Source organism: Streptomyces sp. NPDC028331 (assembly GCF_055565775.1).
In genome coordinates this window covers 102419-118180 of the sequence record NZ_JBVHTR010000007.1, presented here as the reverse complement: position 1 = coordinate 118180, position 15762 = coordinate 102419, and the positions used below count along the sequence as shown (strand labels likewise).

Here is a 15762-nt window from a genome sequence, read left to right as displayed (position 1 = left end):
CGCGGCCCCCGCGCCCCTGGCCGATCCTGGGACGGAGGTGACCCGATGATCGAAGTGCTCCTCCTGCTGGTGGCGGTCCTGCTCTCGGTGGCCTGCGGTGTCTTCGTCGCGGCGGAGTTCTCCCTCACCACGGTCGAGCGCAGCGAGCTGGAGCATGCCGCGCGGCGCGGTGAGCGCGGCGCGGCCGGCGCCCTCAAGGCCGTACGGAACCTGACGTTCCAGCTCTCCGGCGCGCAGCTCGGGATCACGGTCACCAACCTGGTGGTCGGCATGCTCTCCGAGCCGTCGATCGCCAAGCTGATCGCGGGCCCGCTCGAGGCGCTGGGCGTGCCCCGCTCCGCGGCCCCGTCCGTGGCCCTGGTCATCGGCACCGCCCTGTCGACGGTGTTCCTGATGGTGGTCGGCGAGCTGGTGCCGAAGAACTGGGCCATCTCCTCTCCGCTGGCCGTGGCCAAGCGGGTGGGCGCGCCGCAGCGCTGGTTCAGCCGTGCGTTCCGCCCCTTCATCACGCATCTGAACAACACGGCCAACCGTGTCGTGCGCCGCTTCGGCTTCGAGCCGGCCGAGGAGCTGGCCTCCGCGCGCGGGCCCCAGGAACTGGTGGCGCTCGCCCAGCACTCGGCGAAGGAGGGCGCTCTGGAGGCGGACACCGCCGAGCTGTTCGTCCGCACCCTGAACCTCGCCGACCTGACCGCGGAGAACGTGATGACCCCGCGCGTCCAGGTCGTCGCCCTGGACGCCCAGGCCACCTGCGCGGACGTGGCGAACGCGACGCGCGCGACGGGCCTGTCGCGATTCCCCGTCTACCGCGGCAGCCTGGACTCGGTCGTCGGCACCGCCCATATCAAGGACATCCTCACCGTGCCCGCCGAGGAACGACCGCTGCGCTCCGTCGCACAACTGATACGCGAACCGCTGTTCGTCCCCGAATCGCTCACCGTCGACCGGCTGCTGGACCGGCTCTCCGGCAAGAACACCATCGCCGTCGTCATCGACGAGTACGGCGGCACCGCCGGGGTCGCCACCCTGGAGGACATCGTCGAGGAGGTCGTCGGCGAGGTACGCGACGAGCACGATCCGCACGAGACGCCCGACCTGGCGCCGGCCGGACTGGACGCCGTCGGCCGGGCCCTGTACTCGGCCGACGGCTCGGCCCGCGTCGACCAGCTCGCGCGCGTGGGGCTCCGGGTGCCGGAGGGGCCGTACGAGACGCTGGCCGGACTCGTCGCCACGGAACTGGGCCGCATACCGGTCAAGGGCGACCGCGTCGAGGTGGCCGGCTGGCGGCTGGACGTGGTGGACGCGTCGGGACACAGGGCCGCGCGCGTGCTCATGCACGCGCCGCGCACCCTCGAGGAGGGGGAACGGTGACCGTCGTCCAATTGCTGATCGGCCTGCTGACGCTGGTCGCGAACGCCTTCTTCGTGGGCGCCGAGTTCTCGTTGATCTCCGTGCGGCGCAGCCAGGTCGAACCGCGCGCCGAGGCGGGCGAGCGACGGGCGCGCAGCGTGCTGTGGGGGCTGGAGCACGTGTCGGCGCTGCTCGCCGCCGCGCAGCTCGGCATCACCCTGTGCACCCTGGTCCTCGGTGTGGTCGCCGAGCCGGCGATCGAGCACCTGCTGGAGCCGGTGTTCCACGCGGTGGGTGTGCCCGAGAGCGCGGGGCGTGCGGTGTCGTTCGTGATCGCGCTGTCGCTGGCGACGTATCTGCACATGCTGTTCGGCGAGATGGTGCCGAAGAACATCGCGCTCGCCGAGCCGGTCCGGCTGGCGCTGCTGCTCGGCCCGCCGCTGGTGGGCATGTCCCGGGCGCTGCGCCCGGTGATCTTCGCGGTCAACGCGTTCGCGAACGGGCTGCTGCGGCTGCTGCGGGTGCAGACACGGGACGAGGTCGCGGCCACGTTCTCGGACGACGAACTGGTGCGGCTGGTCAAGGACTCCAGCGCGGCCGGGCTCATCGACGACCGCGCACAGGAGCGGCTGCACGACGCGCTCATCCTGGGCCGACGGCCCGTGCGCGACGTGGTGGTGCCGCTGGAGCGCGTCGTCTACGCGCACGTGGGCGTCACTCCCGAGCAACTGGAGGAGCTGTCGGCCCGGTCCGGCTTCTCGCGTTTCCCGGTGGTGGACGAGGGCCGGCGGATCGTCGGCTACCTCCACGTCAAGGACGCCCTGGACGCCTCACCACGGGATGTGCCGTTCCGGCTGCGGGACATGCGGCCCGTCGCCCGGGTGCGCGAGACCACCCCGCTGGACGACGTCCTCACCGCCATGCGCCGCAGCCGCACCCACCTGGCCGCGGTCCTGGGCACGGACGGCCGCCTGTCCGGCCTGATGACGATGGAGGACGTGCTGCGCCAGCTTTTCGGCCAGCCGGCCTGACGCCCCGGGCCGCCGGCCGGCCCGACGCCGGGCCGGCGTCCCCGCGAGCGGGCCGGGGCGCCGCCCCCGGGCCCGCCGAGGGGCTTCGCCGCCGCCCCCGCCTCGCCGCCGGGGCGGGGGCGGGCAGGACGGGCATGCGACGGGGCCCGCCGCCGGCGTACGCCCCGGACGGTGGCCGTCGGGTGCCGGGCCGCCCCGCGATGTCCCGGCCGGGTGGTGACGCCCCGGAACGAACTGACCGACCGGTGAGTATGGAGCAGGGGCGGTCGGGATAGCATCTACGGCGCCATGCAGACGAACCCCACCTACTCCAGCCTGGTCGCCGTCGGCGACTCCTTCACCGAGGGCATGTCGGACCTGTTGCCCGATGGGACCTACCGCGGCTGGGCCGATGTCCTCGCGGGCCGAATGGCCGCACAGACCCCCGGATTCCGGTACGCCAACCTCGCCGTGCGCGGCAAGCTGATCGGTCAGATCGTCGACGAGCAGGTGGACCTCGCCGCGGCGATGGGCGCCGACGTGGTCACCCTGGTCGGCGGGCTCAACGACACGCTGCGGCCCAAGTGCGACATGGGGCGCGTACGAGCGCTGCTGACCCAGGCCGTGGAACGCCTGGCCCCGTCGTGCAAGCAGCTCGTCCTGATGCGCAGCCCCGGCCGGCAGGGCCCGGTCCTCGAACGCTTCCGGCCCCGTATGGAGGAGCTGTTCGCCTGCGTCGACGACCTCGCCGCGCGACACGGCGCGCTCGTCGTCGACCTGTACGGCGCGCCGTCGCTCGCCGACCCGCGGCTGTGGGACGTGGACCGGTTGCACCTGACGGCCGAGGGGCACCGCCGGGTGGCGGAAGCCGTGTGGCAGGCGCTCGGATACGAGGCGGAGGACACGGAGTGGCGCACACCTCCGCCCCCGACCGCGCCGCTGAGCTGGCTCGACCGCCGGACCGCGGACGTCCGCTTCACCCGGCAGCATCTGCTGCCGTGGATAGGGCGGCGGCTGACCGGCCGCTCCTCCGGGGACGGCCGGACAGGCGCCCAGGTTAGCGCTGAGCTGGGCAAAGCTTTCTGGGTCACGCCTGCGGACCACAGAAACCCCGGCCCTGTGACGGACTGGCGGCAGGTGTGGCCCTAACCGGGGCCGTGCCCCGCGACGTGGTGCAGGGGATCAAGCGCTCCGCGTTCCGGTCCGAGGCCCGTGGCGATCTCCGTCGAGGCTGTCCGGGAAGCGTCCCGCTGAAGCCGGGTGAACGCCCGAGCCGGCGGGGCCACCAGCTTCGACTTGCGGATTCCGGCCTTGATCCCCTACCCCACCTGGCGGAACGCCACCTGACTGTAAGAGGCCACGACGTTGGTGACGCGGTCACGTAGTCGTGCGGCCGGCGGTTGTCCCCCCGCGCCGCTGCGGGGTCGGTGGTAGTTGTAGCGGATGCTCCACACGTCGAGCTCTTGGCGTCGTTGGTCTTCGGATTGCCGGGTCCGGGCGTAGAGGAACTCCTCGGTCAGGATCCGGTTGTATCGCTACACCTTGCCGTTGTGGCGGGGCGTGTACGGCGCGATCCGTTGGTGCCGTGACCCGGCCGCCGAGCTTGAGCCGTGCGGACAGCCGGACCACCCCGACTGCGGGATCAGAGACGTTCTCGACCGGGTCGGTGACAAGTGGTCGGTCCTCGTCATCGTCGAACTCGCCAACGGCCCGCGACGCTTTCGGCAACTCCAGCGCGCCATCGATGGAATCTCCCAACGAATGCTGACCCTGACGGTGCGCAGGCTGGAGCGAGACGGACTGGTCCTTCGGACCGTCTATCCGACCGTGCCGGCCCAGGTCGACTACCGACTCACGGAGACCGGCGCGAGCCTCACCCACCTCGTCAAGGCGCTCGCCGACTGGTCGCTCGAACACCGCGCAGGCATCGCACGGGCACGCGAGTCCTACGACAGCAACCACCCTGAGAACGAGATCCGATGACCAGCGAAACGTCATCAACCTCCTGACCCGCAACACCTGACCCGGAGCCCCGCCCGGCTGCCATGCACCAATTCAACGCGAGGCGCCACCTCCCCCTGCCATCGCCCGCTGAGGTTCGCCGATCCGCGGCTGGCGTCATTGCCTCCCGCTCCACGCCGCCCCGTCGGCGGTTTCCAGGGGTTGGCAGGGAAATGAGTCGCCCCGGCGTGCAGAGGTCCGTACCCTCGCGCGCATGAAGCTGCTCTCCGTCAATGTCGGCAAGCCTCGACCCAACCCTTGGAAGGGCCTCAGTGCGACAGGCATCGACAAGCGGCCTGTCGATGGTCCGGTCGCCGTCATCGCACCCGGTCCCAAGGGCACCGGCGAGGTCGGTCTCGTAGGGGACCGCGTCTACGACGTGAAGCACCATGGCGGTTCCGATCAAGCCGTCTACGCCTATGGCCGCGAGGATCTCGACGAGTGGGAGGCCGAACTGGGCAGGCCGCTTGCCAACGGCGTGTTCGGGGAGAACCTCACGACTTACGGCCTCGATGTCAACGGCGCCCTGATCGGCGAGCGTTGGCGCATCGGGCCGGATGTCGTCCTGGAGGTGTCGTGCGCGAGGATCCCATGTGCGACGTTCCAGGGATGGCTGGAGCGAGAGGGCTGGATCAAGCGGTTTACCCAGGCCGCGGTTCCGGGCGCGTATCTGCGCGTGATCGAGCCGGGAGACATCCGGGTCTCCGACCCGGTCGAGATTGTGCACCGGCCCGACCACGACGTGACCGTGGCACTCGTCTTCCGCGCGATGACACTCGAGCCGGACCTACTGCCGCGGCTGCTGGTCGCTGACGCGCTGCCCGAGGAAGAAAGGGAACTGGCCCGCAGACGCTCGACCGCGTAAATGATCGATTACTTCAGAAGATCGTCTGCACGCATGAGACGAGGGAGTCCAACGTCGGTGCGTGAAGACAGAGCTGGACATCCTCGCGACCGCGCTTTTACGTCAAGACCGACGATCTGCTGAAGGATTCGCCGTAGCTCGCCCCCTGGCGGCCAGCCGTGGGCATCACGCCACAGCGCAGCGATGCCGAGCTGGTCACCTTGGCGATGATGCGAGCAATGCTCGACTTCACCTCCGAGGCCCGGTGGTTGCGACACGCGCGCGCTCACCTGTGGCATCTGTTCCCTTGTCTGCCCCATCAGTCCGGCCACAACAAACGGCTGCGCAAGGCCGCCGAGCTCATCCGGTGCGTCACGCGCACGCTGGCGGTCGACACCACACGGTGGAGCGACGACGTACGGGTTGCAGAGTCGACACCGGTGGACGGGACAGGCCGTCGACTGGCCCGGCACGAGGACGTGGCGCCCCTCGGCAATCTCGCCGCGCCCCAGGCGTCACTGCCACCGGTGTTCGCAGCAATGCTCCGGCGACCGGCACGTTCGTCGCCTCGCCGCCAGGGACTCAGCCTCGATCCGCCCCTCGCCGGAGGACCTGATCGTCGAACCACGGAACACTGCTTGTCAGCTCCTCACCACCCCAGTGGAGGCAGGACAGCCCCGGGGACGCGCCGTGGACCGGCTGAGCGAAGATCCACCGCTGCTCGGCTTCTGCCTCCGAACTCTCAGTCGGCGCCACCAAGGCTGCGGATCATCCGGCTCCACAGGTGCGTCCGGCAGCGCCGAAAAGACGCCCGCCTTCGCGTGCCAGCTGCGGAACACGCCACGGAACATCGGGTGGGGCTCGTGCGGTAGAGGACCCCTCAAAGAAACCACCGTGCTCTCCTGTCGCCCGGTCCGTTACCGTTAACGTGACCGTTAACGTGATTCTCGCCCAAGGGAGCAGAGCCCGTCAACGCCCGCCGCCAGACGGCTCACGATCCGCCGGTGGCGTTCTGGGCGCCTTGCTCTCGCAGCAGTGCCGGGCTGGTGATGACGCGGCTGGCCGGTGAACCTGGTTGACTTGGACACAGGGCGGCACAGGAACAGAAGTGAGTGGGCGACGTGGCCGGACAGCGGGGAACGGAAGACCAGCGGGAGCGGGGTATGAGAACCGTCAAGCGCGTCACGCTCCGCGACGTTGCTCAGGCGGCAGGCGTGTCCCATCAGACCGTCTCCCGGGCGATCAACGGCAAGGGGGAGATAGATCCGGCGACTCAGCAACGCGTGCTCGATGTCGCAAGGCAGTTGCGGTACCGGCCCAGCCGGTTCGGCCGGGGGCTGGTCCGCCCGGACGTCGTATCCGTCGGGCTCATCGTCCCCGACGTGGTCAACCCCTTCTTCCCGGAGTTCGTGGCAGGAGTGATTGCGGCCGCGGACGAACGCGACTGGCAGGTGCTCGTGGCCAGCACCGAGAACGATCGGTCCCGGGAGCTGGCCCTGGTCCGCTCACTCGGCCAACAGGTTGACGCTCTCGTCGGCTACATCAGCCATCCCGATGCGCAGCTAGAGCCGTACGTGGGCACCGTGCCGCTTGTTGTAGTCGATCGCGGGCTGGACTCGTCGAACCACGCGTTGGTCCACATCGACACCGCGGCGGGAATCCGGGCCGGGATGCAGCACCTCATCGACCGCGGTCACCGCCGGATCGGCCTGATCGACTGCGAGTGCCTGACCGCCCCGATGGTCCGGCGCCGCACCTTCCTCGAGGTCGTCGCCGAACATGCGCTGCCCGTCGACGAGGGCTGGATTGTCATGGGTGAGCAGTCCCCGGCCGGGGGTGCCGCCGCGTTCGAGGCGCTGCACGCGGCGCACCCGGACCTCACCGCCGTGGTCGCCTTCAACGATCTGGTTGCGATCGGCGCGCTGCGAGCCGCCCGCCGGCTCGGCGTCCGAGTACCGGACGACTGCGCACTGGTCGGCTACGACGGGCTGAGCGTCGTCGATCTGGTCGACCCGCCGCTGACCACCCTCCACCTCGACAAACGACGGCTGGGCGAACTGGCCATCCACCAAGTCGACCGACTCCTCGCAGGCGAACTGCCACCCCCTATCGTCCTGACACCGAGCTTGAACGTCCGCGGCACGACGTGACCCGCCTCCGACCTCGATCCGTCGACGGGTTCGGTCGCTGAGCGGCTCGACGGTTCGCCCGTAATGTCCCCTGACGTCGGGGGTGGGCCGTCGCGTGACGTTGCGGCTGCGCGGATTCCACGGGCCCCGGGTGGTACGGGTCTCCTCCGCTCTGGTCTTCGTCGGGACAGGCCGGACCGTCAGGCGACGGCGGGGCCCCCGGGTACGTCCCGCTCCGCTCCGCAACTCTTCGCCTTCGGGGGCTTAGGCTTGATCGCGCCGCGCTCCGGGGACGGCCGCCCGGCCAAGCGCCCGGAACTGCTGCCGTACGAGGGCCCGGCCCGGTAGCGGTACGGGCGTCGCCCGCCGCCCCACCCGGGGCGGCGGAGCCTCCCCCGGCCCCCGCTGGTGCGACAGCCGTTGTGACCGGCGTCTCGTGGTTTCCGCCGAATCGGCCCGCGGCGCTGGCCTGCACGAATCGCCAGTAGAATTCGTACGTGACTGCTGCGCCCGCAAAGCCCCGTATCCCGAACGTCCTCGCCGGACGCTACGCCTCCGTCGAGCTGGCCACGCTCTGGTCGCCCGAGCAGAAGGTGAGGCTGGAGCGACAGCTCTGGCTCGCCGTGCTGCGGGCCCAGAAGGACCTCGGGATCGAGGTGCCGGACGAGGCGATCGCCGACTACGAGCGCGTCCTCGACCAGGTCGACCTCGCCTCGATCGCGGAGCGTGAGAAGGTCACCCGGCACGATGTGAAGGCGCGCATCGAGGAGTTCAACGCGCTGGCCGGGCACGAGCAGGTGCACAAGGGCATGACCTCCCGTGACCTCACCGAGAACGTCGAGCAGCTGCAGATCCGGCTCTCCCTGGAGCTGATGCGCGACCGCACGGTGGCCGTCCTTGCGCGTCTGGGCAAGCTCGCGGGCGAGTACGGCGAGCTGGTGATGGCCGGCCGCTCCCACAACGTGGCGGCGCAGGCCACCACCCTCGGCAAGCGTTTCGCCACGGCCGCCGACGAGCTGCTCGTCGCCTACAGCCGGGTCGAGGAGCTGCTCGGCCGCTACCCGCTGCGCGGCATCAAGGGCCCCGTCGGCACGGCCCAGGACATGCTGGACCTGCTGGGCGGCGACGCCGGCAAGCTGGCCGAGCTGGAGCGCCGGATCGCCGGGCACCTCGGCTTCTCACAGGCCTTCACCTCCGTCGGGCAGGTCTACCCGCGCTCCCTCGACTACGAGGTGGTCACCGCGCTGGTGCAGTTGGCCGCGGCGCCGTCGTCGCTGGCGAAGACGATCCGGCTGATGGCCGGGCACGAGCTGGTGACCGAGGGTTTCAAGCCGGGTCAGGTCGGCTCCTCCGCGATGCCGCACAAGATGAACACCCGCTCCTGCGAGCGCGTCAACGGTCTGATGGTGATCCTGCGCGGCTACGCCTCGATGACCGGCGAGCTGGCGGGCGACCAGTGGAACGAGGGCGACGTGTCGTGCTCGGTGGTGCGCCGGGTCGCGCTGCCGGACGCGTTCTTCGCACTGGACGGGCTGCTGGAGACGTTCCTGACGGTGCTCGACGAGTTCGGCGCCTTCCCTGCGGTCGTCGCCCGCGAGCTGGACCGCTACCTGCCGTTCCTCGCCACCACCAAGGTGCTGATGGCCTCCGTGCGCGCGGGCGTGGGCCGTGAGGTCGCGCACGAGGCCATCAAGGAGAACGCGGTCGCCTGCGCCCTCGCGATGCGCGAGCAGGGCGCCGAGCGCAACGAGCTGCTGGACCGCCTGGCCTCCGACGAGCGCATCCCGCTGGACCGCGCCGAACTGGACGCGCTGATGGCGGACAAGCTATCCTTCACGGGCGCCGCGGCCGACCAGGTGGCCTCGGTCGTCGCCCGCGTCGAGGAGATCGTGAAGCAGCACCCGGAGGCCGCCGGCTACACCCCGGGGGCGATCCTCTGACCCGGTTCACCCCGGCTCAACTCGAGGCCGCCCGCGACCGTCTGGTACCGGACGTGGTCGCGGACGGCCTCGACGTGCTGTTCTGCGGTATCAACCCGGGGCTGATGACGGCGGCCACGGGCCATCACTTCGCTCGCCCCGGCAACCGCTTCTGGCCCGTACTGCACCTGTCGGGCTTCACTCCGCGCCTGTTGAAGCCGTCCGAGCAGGCCGAGTTGCCGTCGTACGGGCTCGGGATCACCAACGTGGTGGCGCGGGCGACCGCGCGGGCCGACGAGCTGACCGCCGAGGAGTACCGCGAGGGCGGACGGATTCTCCGCGCCAAGGTGGAGCGGCTGCGGCCGACGTGGCTGGCCGTGGTCGGTGTGACCGCGTACCGGGCGGCCTTCGAGGACCGCACGGCCCGTGTCGGTCCGCAGGAGCGGACGATCGGCTCCAGCCGCATCTGGGTGCTGCCCAATCCGAGCGGCCTCAACGCGCACTGGACGGCGGAGACGATGGCGGAGGAGTTCGCACGGCTGAGGCGGGCGGCGCGGGACGGCGATCTGCCGCGACAGCGGAGGGCCGGCACGGACCCGACGTCCTAGCCGGTGGCGTCGAGCGCCGTTCCGTACAGCCGGTCCACCTTCGGCCGGACGACCACTCGGCACCCTCAGCCGGATGACCACTCGGCGCTCGGCCACCAGCCGTTCCGGGAACGCGTCCCCGTCCTCCGGCTGTGCCGTGCCGTGCAACGCTGCCCGGCCCGGTCGGTCAGGGCGGGTCTATGGCCGTGACGACCGCGAGGAGTCGTATCTCGTCGGTCTCGTCGCGCTCGGCCACCCCCAGGGCGACCCACCGGCCGGTGCCGTCCGCCTGCCACATGCACACCTCGTGCACCTGGTCACCGAGGAGCGCCCAGGGCTCCGGTATCTCCTCGCCGCGCGCCCTGCGCACGCCGAGGGTCAGCATGCCCCAGCGCTGCCCCTGCCCCCACCGGTCGTTCAGCCGCTGGGCGATCGCTTCCTTCCACGCGTCGATGTCCTCCGCCGTCCGCTCCCGCGCCGCGCCGTCGCCCGTACCGAGGCCGACGCTCACCGTTAACTCGGCGATGTGGAACCCGGGCCCCCCGTAGCCCACGTCCGACCGGCCGGGCCGCGCGGGGAACTCCCGCACGCACAGCCGGTCGATCGTGGCCAGGTGATGGTCGATGGTCATGCGTCCAGTAGACCAGTCACCACTGACAATTGGCGCAGCGTCACAGGCCCGGCCCTCGGGCGTCCCGGCGCCGCACGTTCCAGGTCCGGGCGAGCAGCGTCACCGTCGCCCGCACCCCGGACCGCACGCCCGCCCCGCCCGGCCCTCGCGGGCGCGGGCGGTGCCGAGTACGATCCGGCCCACACGCGCACGAGCTGGGAGGACGACGGTGGGGCTGACCGGCGGGGACCCCTCTCTGCTGCGGCGGATCAACTCCGCGGTGGTGCTGCACGCGCTGCGCGCCTCGGACTGCGCGACGCTCACCGAGATCACCCGGGTGACCGGGCTGTCCCGGCCGACCGTCGAGGGGGTCGTCGAGGGTCTGATCGAGGCCGGGCTGGTGGTGGAGGCGGCGGCCGAGGAGGGCACGGCCCGGCGGCAGGGACGGCCCGCGCGCAGGTTCCGGTTCCGGGCGGAGGCGGGGCACCTGCTGGGGCTGGACGTCGGCGCCCACCGGGTGACCGCGCTGCTGGCCGATCTCGACGGACGTGAGCTGGGCAGCCTGACCAAGGAGGTCTCCGAGACCGCGCCGGCCGACGAGCGGCTGGAGCGGCTGCGCAGCACGGTGGCCGAACTGCTGCGCCGGTCGGGAGTGTCCCGTGCTTCACTGCGCGCGGTCGGCGTGGCCAGCCCGGGGATCGTGGAGGCGGACGGCACGGTGCGCCTCGGCACGGCCCTGCCCGAGTGGACCGGTCTGAAGCTGGGCGAACGGCTCAGCCGCTCCTTCAAGTGCCCGGTCCTCGTCGAGAACGACGCCAACGCTGCGGCCGTCGCGGAACACTGGAAGGGGGCCGCCACCGAGTCCGACGACGTGGTGTTCGTGCTGGCCGGGCTGAGCCCGGGCGCCGGTTCGCTGATCGGCGGGCGGCTGCACCGCGGCTACGGCGGGGCGGCGGGGGAGATCGGCGCGCTGCACCTGCTGGGCCGCGAGGCGAGTCCGGAGACGCTGCTGTCGACCACGGACGAGCCGCTGCAGCCGCTGGACGAGCAGCAGGTGGCCGATGTGTTCGCGCTGGCCCGCGAGGGCGACCAGCGGGCCCGCGCCGCCGTGGACCGTTTCCTGCAGCGCCTGGTGCACGACGTGGCGGCCCTCGTCCTGGCCCTGGACCCCGAACTCGTGGTGGTCGGCGGCTGGGCGGCGGGCCTGGACGCAGTACTGGATCCACTCCGTCACGAGCTGGCCCGCTACTGCCTGCGGCCGCCCAGGGTGACGGTGTCGCGGCTGGGCGAGGCGGCGGTCGCGACGGGAGCGCTGCGGCTGGCGCTGGACCACGTGGAGGAGCAGCTCTTCGCGGTGGAGGGGACGGTCACGGCGCGGCGCTGAATCCCGCCTCGTGCCCCTGCGTCTTCGCGAGGCGTCGCGCCCCTGCGTCTTCGCGTGACGTCGCGCCCCGGAGGGGCCCGGGGCGCGACGGCTGCTGCTCTCGGCGGTGGCCGCCGGCACCGGCGGCGCGGTCAGGAGGCGCGGCGCTCCGGACCGTGGTGGATCTCGATGTCGCCCCCGAACGTCAGGCGGCAGGTGTCGGCGCGGTAGGTCGCGACCGAGACCGCGGCGGTGCGTCCGCCGGCGCGGAACCGCGTGGTGACGACGAGGACGGGCGAACCGGGCAGCCGGTCGAGTTCCCTGGCGTCCTCCGCACCGGCCGAGCCGAGTTCGACGGACTGGTCCCGTCCCTCCAGCTCCAGGTGCTGCAGCTCGCGCAGCACGGCACGCGCGCGTGCCGCACCCGAGGGCGCGTCGATCGCCGAGAGGTCGGGCACGGAGGAGTGCGGGATGTAGAGCAACTCCGCGGCGACGGGCTGACCGTGCGACACGCGCGAGCGGCGCACCGTGCGCACCGGCTCCTCCCGGTCGGCCTCCAGGAGGTCGGCCACCGCGGCGGGCGGAGCCGCGTCCGTGCAGTCGGTGGGCTGCCAGTCGTCGCCGGCGGCCCCCGGCCAGGCGTGCTCCCCGGAGCCGACGGCCACCCCGACGCGCGGTGGGGCGACGGTGGTGCCGACGCCGCGGCGGCGCTGCAACCGGCCTTCCAGCTCGAGCTGTTCCAGCGCCTGACGGAGCGTGGCGCGGGCGACACCGAAGCGGGCCGCGAGGTCCCGTTCGTTGGGCAGGATCTCGCCCACCGAGAACTCCGAGTCGAGTGCTTCGGTGAGCACGGTCTTCAAGTGCCAGTACTTGGGCTCCGGCACCGATTCGAGCTGCGTGTCCCCCACCCTGTCCTCCGCGATCGCCGTGGCCCGGCGGCGTTTAAGCGCCCTTGTTTTTTAAAGGTTGTTGCAGTTCTCTGCGACCATAGGGCGACCCCCACCCTTGGTCAAGACCAATCCTCGCTCGGCCGGCGCGCTCCCGCGCGGTCCGTCACGGAGGGTTCACGGAGCGTTCGCACGGGGCGGCGCGGACGACATGCCGACGAAGCCTCCGTTCACGGTCGTCGCCGGCCGTCCCGCCCGACACGCCCCCACCCGGCCCAGGGGGCAAGGCGGTTGGGGGAACATGGCCGGCGGACCGCTTGCGGCCGACGGCATCGAGACAGGGGCTACCCGTGGGTAGCAATTGCTGACAAGCTGTCTACCGCATCGCCCGTGTCCCCAGACGAGGAGCAGCACCATGCCGGCCACGGTCTCCTTCAGCGTCCCCTCCCCGCACGGCCCGCGGACCGTGACCGTCTCCTACGCGCGCGCGGGCGCGGGCGAACCCCTCCTGCTGCTGCACGGCATCGGCCACCACCGGCAGGCCTGGGACCCCGTCGTGGACATCCTGGCGACCGAACGGGACGTGATCGCGGTCGACCTCCCGGGCTTCGGCGCGTCCCCGGCCCTGCCGGACGGACTCGCCTACGACCTGGCGACCGTGGTCCCCGCGCTCGGCTCGCTGTGCGAGGCGCTGGGCGTCGAGCGTCCCCATGTGGCGGGCAACTCCCTGGGCGGTCTGCTGGCCCTGGAGCTGGGCCGGAAGAAGCTCGTACGGTCCGTCACCGCCCTGGCGCCCGCCGGGTTCTGGACCCCCGTCGAGCGCCGGTACGCGTTCACGGTCCTCGCCGCGATGCGGCAGGCCGCGCGGACCACACCGCTTCCGGTGGTGGAGCGGCTGTCGCGCACGGCGGCCGGACGGACGGTCCTGACGAGCACCATCTACGCCCGCCCCGGCCGCCGTTCACCCGAGGCCGTCGTCGCCGAGACGCTGGCGCTGGCCCGCGCCGAGGGGTTCGCGCAGACCCTCCGGGCGGGCACGTCCGTCCAGTTCACCGAGGACGTGCCCGGGCTGCCGGTCACCGTGGCCTGGGGTACCAGGGACCGGCTGCTGCTGCACCGTCAGGGGGTGCGCGCCAAGCTGATCATCCCCAAGGCCCGGCTGGTACGGCTGCCGGGCTGCGGGCACGTCCCGATGAACGACGACCCCGCGCTGGTCGCCCGGGTCATCCTGGACGGCAGCCGCTGACGCCGCCGGGCGGGCCAGGGCAGGCGGCCGTGGCCGCTCGGGGAGGGCATGGGCCGGACGGCACGCGCGCGTCACGCGTGTCGTCCACCGTGCGGCCGCGGTGCGTTGTTCACTTGTGGTTTCCGTGCGCGCTGCGGCGCCCCAGTAGGTGTTGCGGTGTCCATTGGCCGGAACACGCCCCCGGAGGCGCATCCCATGTCACACCGTCCCTTCCCCGGCCGCCGCAGCGTGCTGCGCGGCTCCCTGGCCGCGTCGGCGGCCCTGACCCTGCCCACCACGCTCGGCGCGGCGCCGGCGTTCTCCCTGTCGGGACGCCCGCAGGCGGGATGGGGCGTCCAGGCCGGTGACGTCACGGCCCACTCGGGCCTGGTCTGGGTGCGCTCGGACCGCCCGGCCCGGATGATCGTCGAGACGGCCGCGACGGAGTCGTTCCGCAACCCGCGCAGATGGCAGGGGCCGCTGCTGGGCCCGGACACCGACTTCACCGGCACGACGCGGCTGCACGGACTGCCGGCCGGCGAGCAGATCCACTACCGGGTGCTGCTGGCCGACCCGGACGACCCGCGCCGCACCGGCGAGCCGGTGACCGGCACCTTCCGCACGACGCCGGCCGGGCGGCGCGGCGGAGTGCGGTTCCTGTGGTCGGGCGACCTGGCCGGACAGGGCTGGGGCATCAACCCCGACCTCGGCGGCTACCGGATCTACGACGCGATGGCGAAGCTGGACCCCGACTTCTTCCTGTGCAGCGGTGACAACATCTACGCCGACGGCCCCATCTCGGCCACCCAGGCCCTGCCCGGCGGCGGCACCTGGCGGAACATCACCACCGAGGAGAAGTCCAAGGTCGCCGAGACCCTGGCCGAGTACCGCGGCAACTTCCGCTACAACCTGCTCGACGAGAACCTCAAGCGGTTCAACGCCCAGGTGCCGTCGATCATCCAGTGGGACGACCACGAGGTCCGCAACAACTGGTACCCGGGCGAGGTGATCGCCTCCTCCGACACCCGCTACACCGAGAAGAGCATCGACGTGCTCGCCGCCCGGGCCCGGCGCGCGTTCAGCGAGTACTTCCCGATCTCCACGCTGCAGCCGGGCGACAAGCACGGCCGGGTCTACCGGGTCATGCGGCACGGCCCGCTGCTGGACGTGTTCGTGCTGGACATGCGCACGTACCGGAACCCGAACTCGCCCGACGACCAGACGGTCGACCCGCAGGGCATCCTCGGCGCCGAGCAGCTCGCGTGGCTCAAGCGGGAGCTGGCCGGGTCCCGCGCGGTGTGGAAGGTCATCGCCGCGGACATGCCGCTGGGCCTGGTCGTGCCCGACCCCATGGAGAACAAGCCGAACTTCGAGGCGGTGGCGCAGGGCGACCCGGGCGCCCCGCTCGGGCGGGAGCTGCAGATCGCGGAACTGCTGCGGTTCATCAAGCACCGGAAGATCACGGGCACGCTGTGGCTGACGGCCGATGTGCACCACACCTCGGCGCAGCACTACCACCCCTCCCGGGCCGCCTTCACCGACTTCGAGCCGTTCTGGGAGTTCGTCTCCGGCCCGCTCAACGCCGGCGCGTTCCCTGCGAGCGCGCTCGACGGCACGTTCGGCCCGGAGCGGGTGTTCGTGAAGGCGCCGACCGCCTCCAACGTCTCGCCCGCCGGGGGTTACCAGTTCTTCGGCGAGGTCGACATCGACGGCGACAGCGGTGAGTTGACGGTCCGTCTGCGCGAGCAGGACGGTACTGTTCTGTTCACCCAGGTGCTGCAGCCGGGCCGCGTGGGCCAGTAACGGGCCCGCCGCTCGGCTACTCTCGATCACCGCG

Annotated in this window: 13 protein-coding genes and 2 pseudogenes; 12 read left to right on the top strand and 3 right to left on the bottom strand. The window is 71.8% G+C overall.

Translation table 11 applies throughout. From position 1 onward, the window contains the following. Positions 1-45: 45 nt before the first annotated feature. The 3 genes from ACZ4SW_RS12480 (at position 46) to ACZ4SW_RS12470 (ending at position 3509) form a co-directional block, all read left to right on the top strand. Positions 46-1371 (top strand): hemolysin family protein, encoded by a 1326-nt coding sequence (locus ACZ4SW_RS12480; protein WP_468241519.1) that lies wholly within the window; start codon positions 46-48, stop codon positions 1369-1371. After that, positions 1368-2381, top strand: a complete 1014-nt coding sequence (locus ACZ4SW_RS12475; RefSeq protein WP_468241517.1) for a hemolysin family protein — start codon at positions 1368-1370, stop codon at positions 2379-2381. The genes ACZ4SW_RS12480 and ACZ4SW_RS12475 overlap by 4 nt, the downstream gene beginning before the upstream one ends. Positions 2382-2669: 288 nt before the next feature. Beyond that, on the top strand, positions 2670-3509 hold the full coding sequence (locus ACZ4SW_RS12470; RefSeq protein ID WP_468241515.1) for an SGNH/GDSL hydrolase family protein: 840 nt from the start codon (positions 2670-2672) through the stop codon (positions 3507-3509). A 170-nt stretch (positions 3510-3679) separates the two neighbouring features. On the opposite strand, the pseudogene ACZ4SW_RS12465 reads toward ACZ4SW_RS12470, so the two are convergent. Then, a pseudogene (locus tag ACZ4SW_RS12465) lies at positions 3680-3952 on the bottom strand (integrase core domain-containing protein); the annotation flags it as partial. On the opposite strand from ACZ4SW_RS12465, the gene ACZ4SW_RS12460 reads away from it, so the two are divergent. The 6 genes and pseudogenes from ACZ4SW_RS12460 to mug all read left to right on the top strand — a co-directional run bounded on the left by ACZ4SW_RS12460 (position 3903) and on the right by mug (position 9861). Next, positions 3903-4343, top strand: a complete 441-nt coding sequence (locus ACZ4SW_RS12460; RefSeq protein WP_468241513.1) for a winged helix-turn-helix transcriptional regulator — start codon at positions 3903-3905, stop codon at positions 4341-4343. The pseudogene ACZ4SW_RS12465 and the gene ACZ4SW_RS12460 overlap by 50 nt on opposite strands. Positions 4344-4575: 232 nt before the next feature. Next, positions 4576-5226, top strand: a complete 651-nt coding sequence (locus ACZ4SW_RS12455; RefSeq protein ID WP_468241510.1) for an MOSC domain-containing protein — start codon at positions 4576-4578, stop codon at positions 5224-5226. A gap of 61 nt (positions 5227-5287) precedes the next feature. Then, positions 5288-5690: pseudogene (locus tag ACZ4SW_RS12450) on the top strand (IS982 family transposase); the annotation flags it as partial. A 678-nt stretch (positions 5691-6368) separates the two neighbouring features. Continuing rightward, on the top strand, positions 6369-7355 hold the full coding sequence (locus tag ACZ4SW_RS12445; protein ID WP_468242004.1) for a LacI family DNA-binding transcriptional regulator: 987 nt from the start codon (positions 6369-6371) through the stop codon (positions 7353-7355). Positions 7356-7831: 476 nt separating this feature from the next. Next, positions 7832-9274 carry an adenylosuccinate lyase gene (gene purB / locus ACZ4SW_RS12440; RefSeq protein WP_468241508.1) on the top strand — a complete coding sequence of 481 codons (1443 nt, stop codon included), beginning with the start codon at positions 7832-7834 and terminating at the stop codon, positions 9272-9274. Next, positions 9271-9861, top strand: a complete 591-nt coding sequence (mug, locus tag ACZ4SW_RS12435) for a G/U mismatch-specific DNA glycosylase (protein WP_468242001.1) — start codon at positions 9271-9273, stop codon at positions 9859-9861. The genes purB and mug overlap by 4 nt, the downstream gene beginning before the upstream one ends. Positions 9862-10027: 166 nt before the next feature. Here mug and ACZ4SW_RS12430 read toward each other — a convergent pair whose 3' ends face one another. Continuing rightward, on the bottom strand, positions 10028-10471 hold the full coding sequence (locus ACZ4SW_RS12430) for a hypothetical protein (protein ID WP_468241505.1): 444 nt from the start codon (positions 10469-10471) through the stop codon (positions 10028-10030). A 208-nt stretch (positions 10472-10679) separates the two neighbouring features. Between ACZ4SW_RS12430 and ACZ4SW_RS12425 the strand changes: the two genes are divergently transcribed. Then, a complete protein-coding gene (locus ACZ4SW_RS12425; protein WP_468241503.1) occupies positions 10680-11834 on the top strand; it encodes an ROK family transcriptional regulator in 1155 nt (384 codons plus the stop codon). A 131-nt stretch (positions 11835-11965) separates the two neighbouring features. On the opposite strand, the gene ACZ4SW_RS12420 is transcribed toward ACZ4SW_RS12425, so the two are convergent. After that, complete coding sequence (locus ACZ4SW_RS12420) at positions 11966-12721, bottom strand: GntR family transcriptional regulator (RefSeq protein ID WP_468241501.1); 756 nt, start codon at positions 12719-12721, stop codon at positions 11966-11968. A gap of 394 nt (positions 12722-13115) precedes the next feature. On the opposite strand from ACZ4SW_RS12420, the gene ACZ4SW_RS12415 reads away from it, so the two are divergent. After that, complete coding sequence (locus ACZ4SW_RS12415; protein WP_468241498.1) at positions 13116-13946, top strand: alpha/beta fold hydrolase; 831 nt, start codon at positions 13116-13118, stop codon at positions 13944-13946. A gap of 195 nt (positions 13947-14141) precedes the next feature. Further along, entirely contained in the window at positions 14142-15728 is a 1587-nt protein-coding gene (locus ACZ4SW_RS12410) for an alkaline phosphatase D family protein (RefSeq protein WP_468241496.1), read from the top strand. The last annotated feature ends 34 nt before the right edge of the window (positions 15729-15762 follow it).

Coding starts and splice junctions, on each gene's coding strand:
- ACZ4SW_RS12480 (WP_468241519.1), top strand. CDS start 46: ATGATCGAAGTGCTCCTCCTGCTGGTGGCGGTCCTGCTCTCGGTGGCC.
- ACZ4SW_RS12470 (WP_468241515.1), top strand. CDS start 2,670: ATGCAGACGAACCCCACCTACTCCAGCCTGGTCGCCGTCGGCGACTCC.
- ACZ4SW_RS12455 (WP_468241510.1), top strand. CDS start 4,576: ATGAAGCTGCTCTCCGTCAATGTCGGCAAGCCTCGACCCAACCCTTGG.
- ACZ4SW_RS12445 (WP_468242004.1), top strand. CDS start 6,369: ATGAGAACCGTCAAGCGCGTCACGCTCCGCGACGTTGCTCAGGCGGCA.
- ACZ4SW_RS12430 (WP_468241505.1), bottom strand. CDS start 10,471: ATGACCATCGACCATCACCTGGCCACGATCGACCGGCTGTGCGTGCGG.
- ACZ4SW_RS12415 (WP_468241498.1), top strand. CDS start 13,116: ATGCCGGCCACGGTCTCCTTCAGCGTCCCCTCCCCGCACGGCCCGCGG.
- ACZ4SW_RS12410 (WP_468241496.1), top strand. CDS start 14,142: ATGTCACACCGTCCCTTCCCCGGCCGCCGCAGCGTGCTGCGCGGCTCC.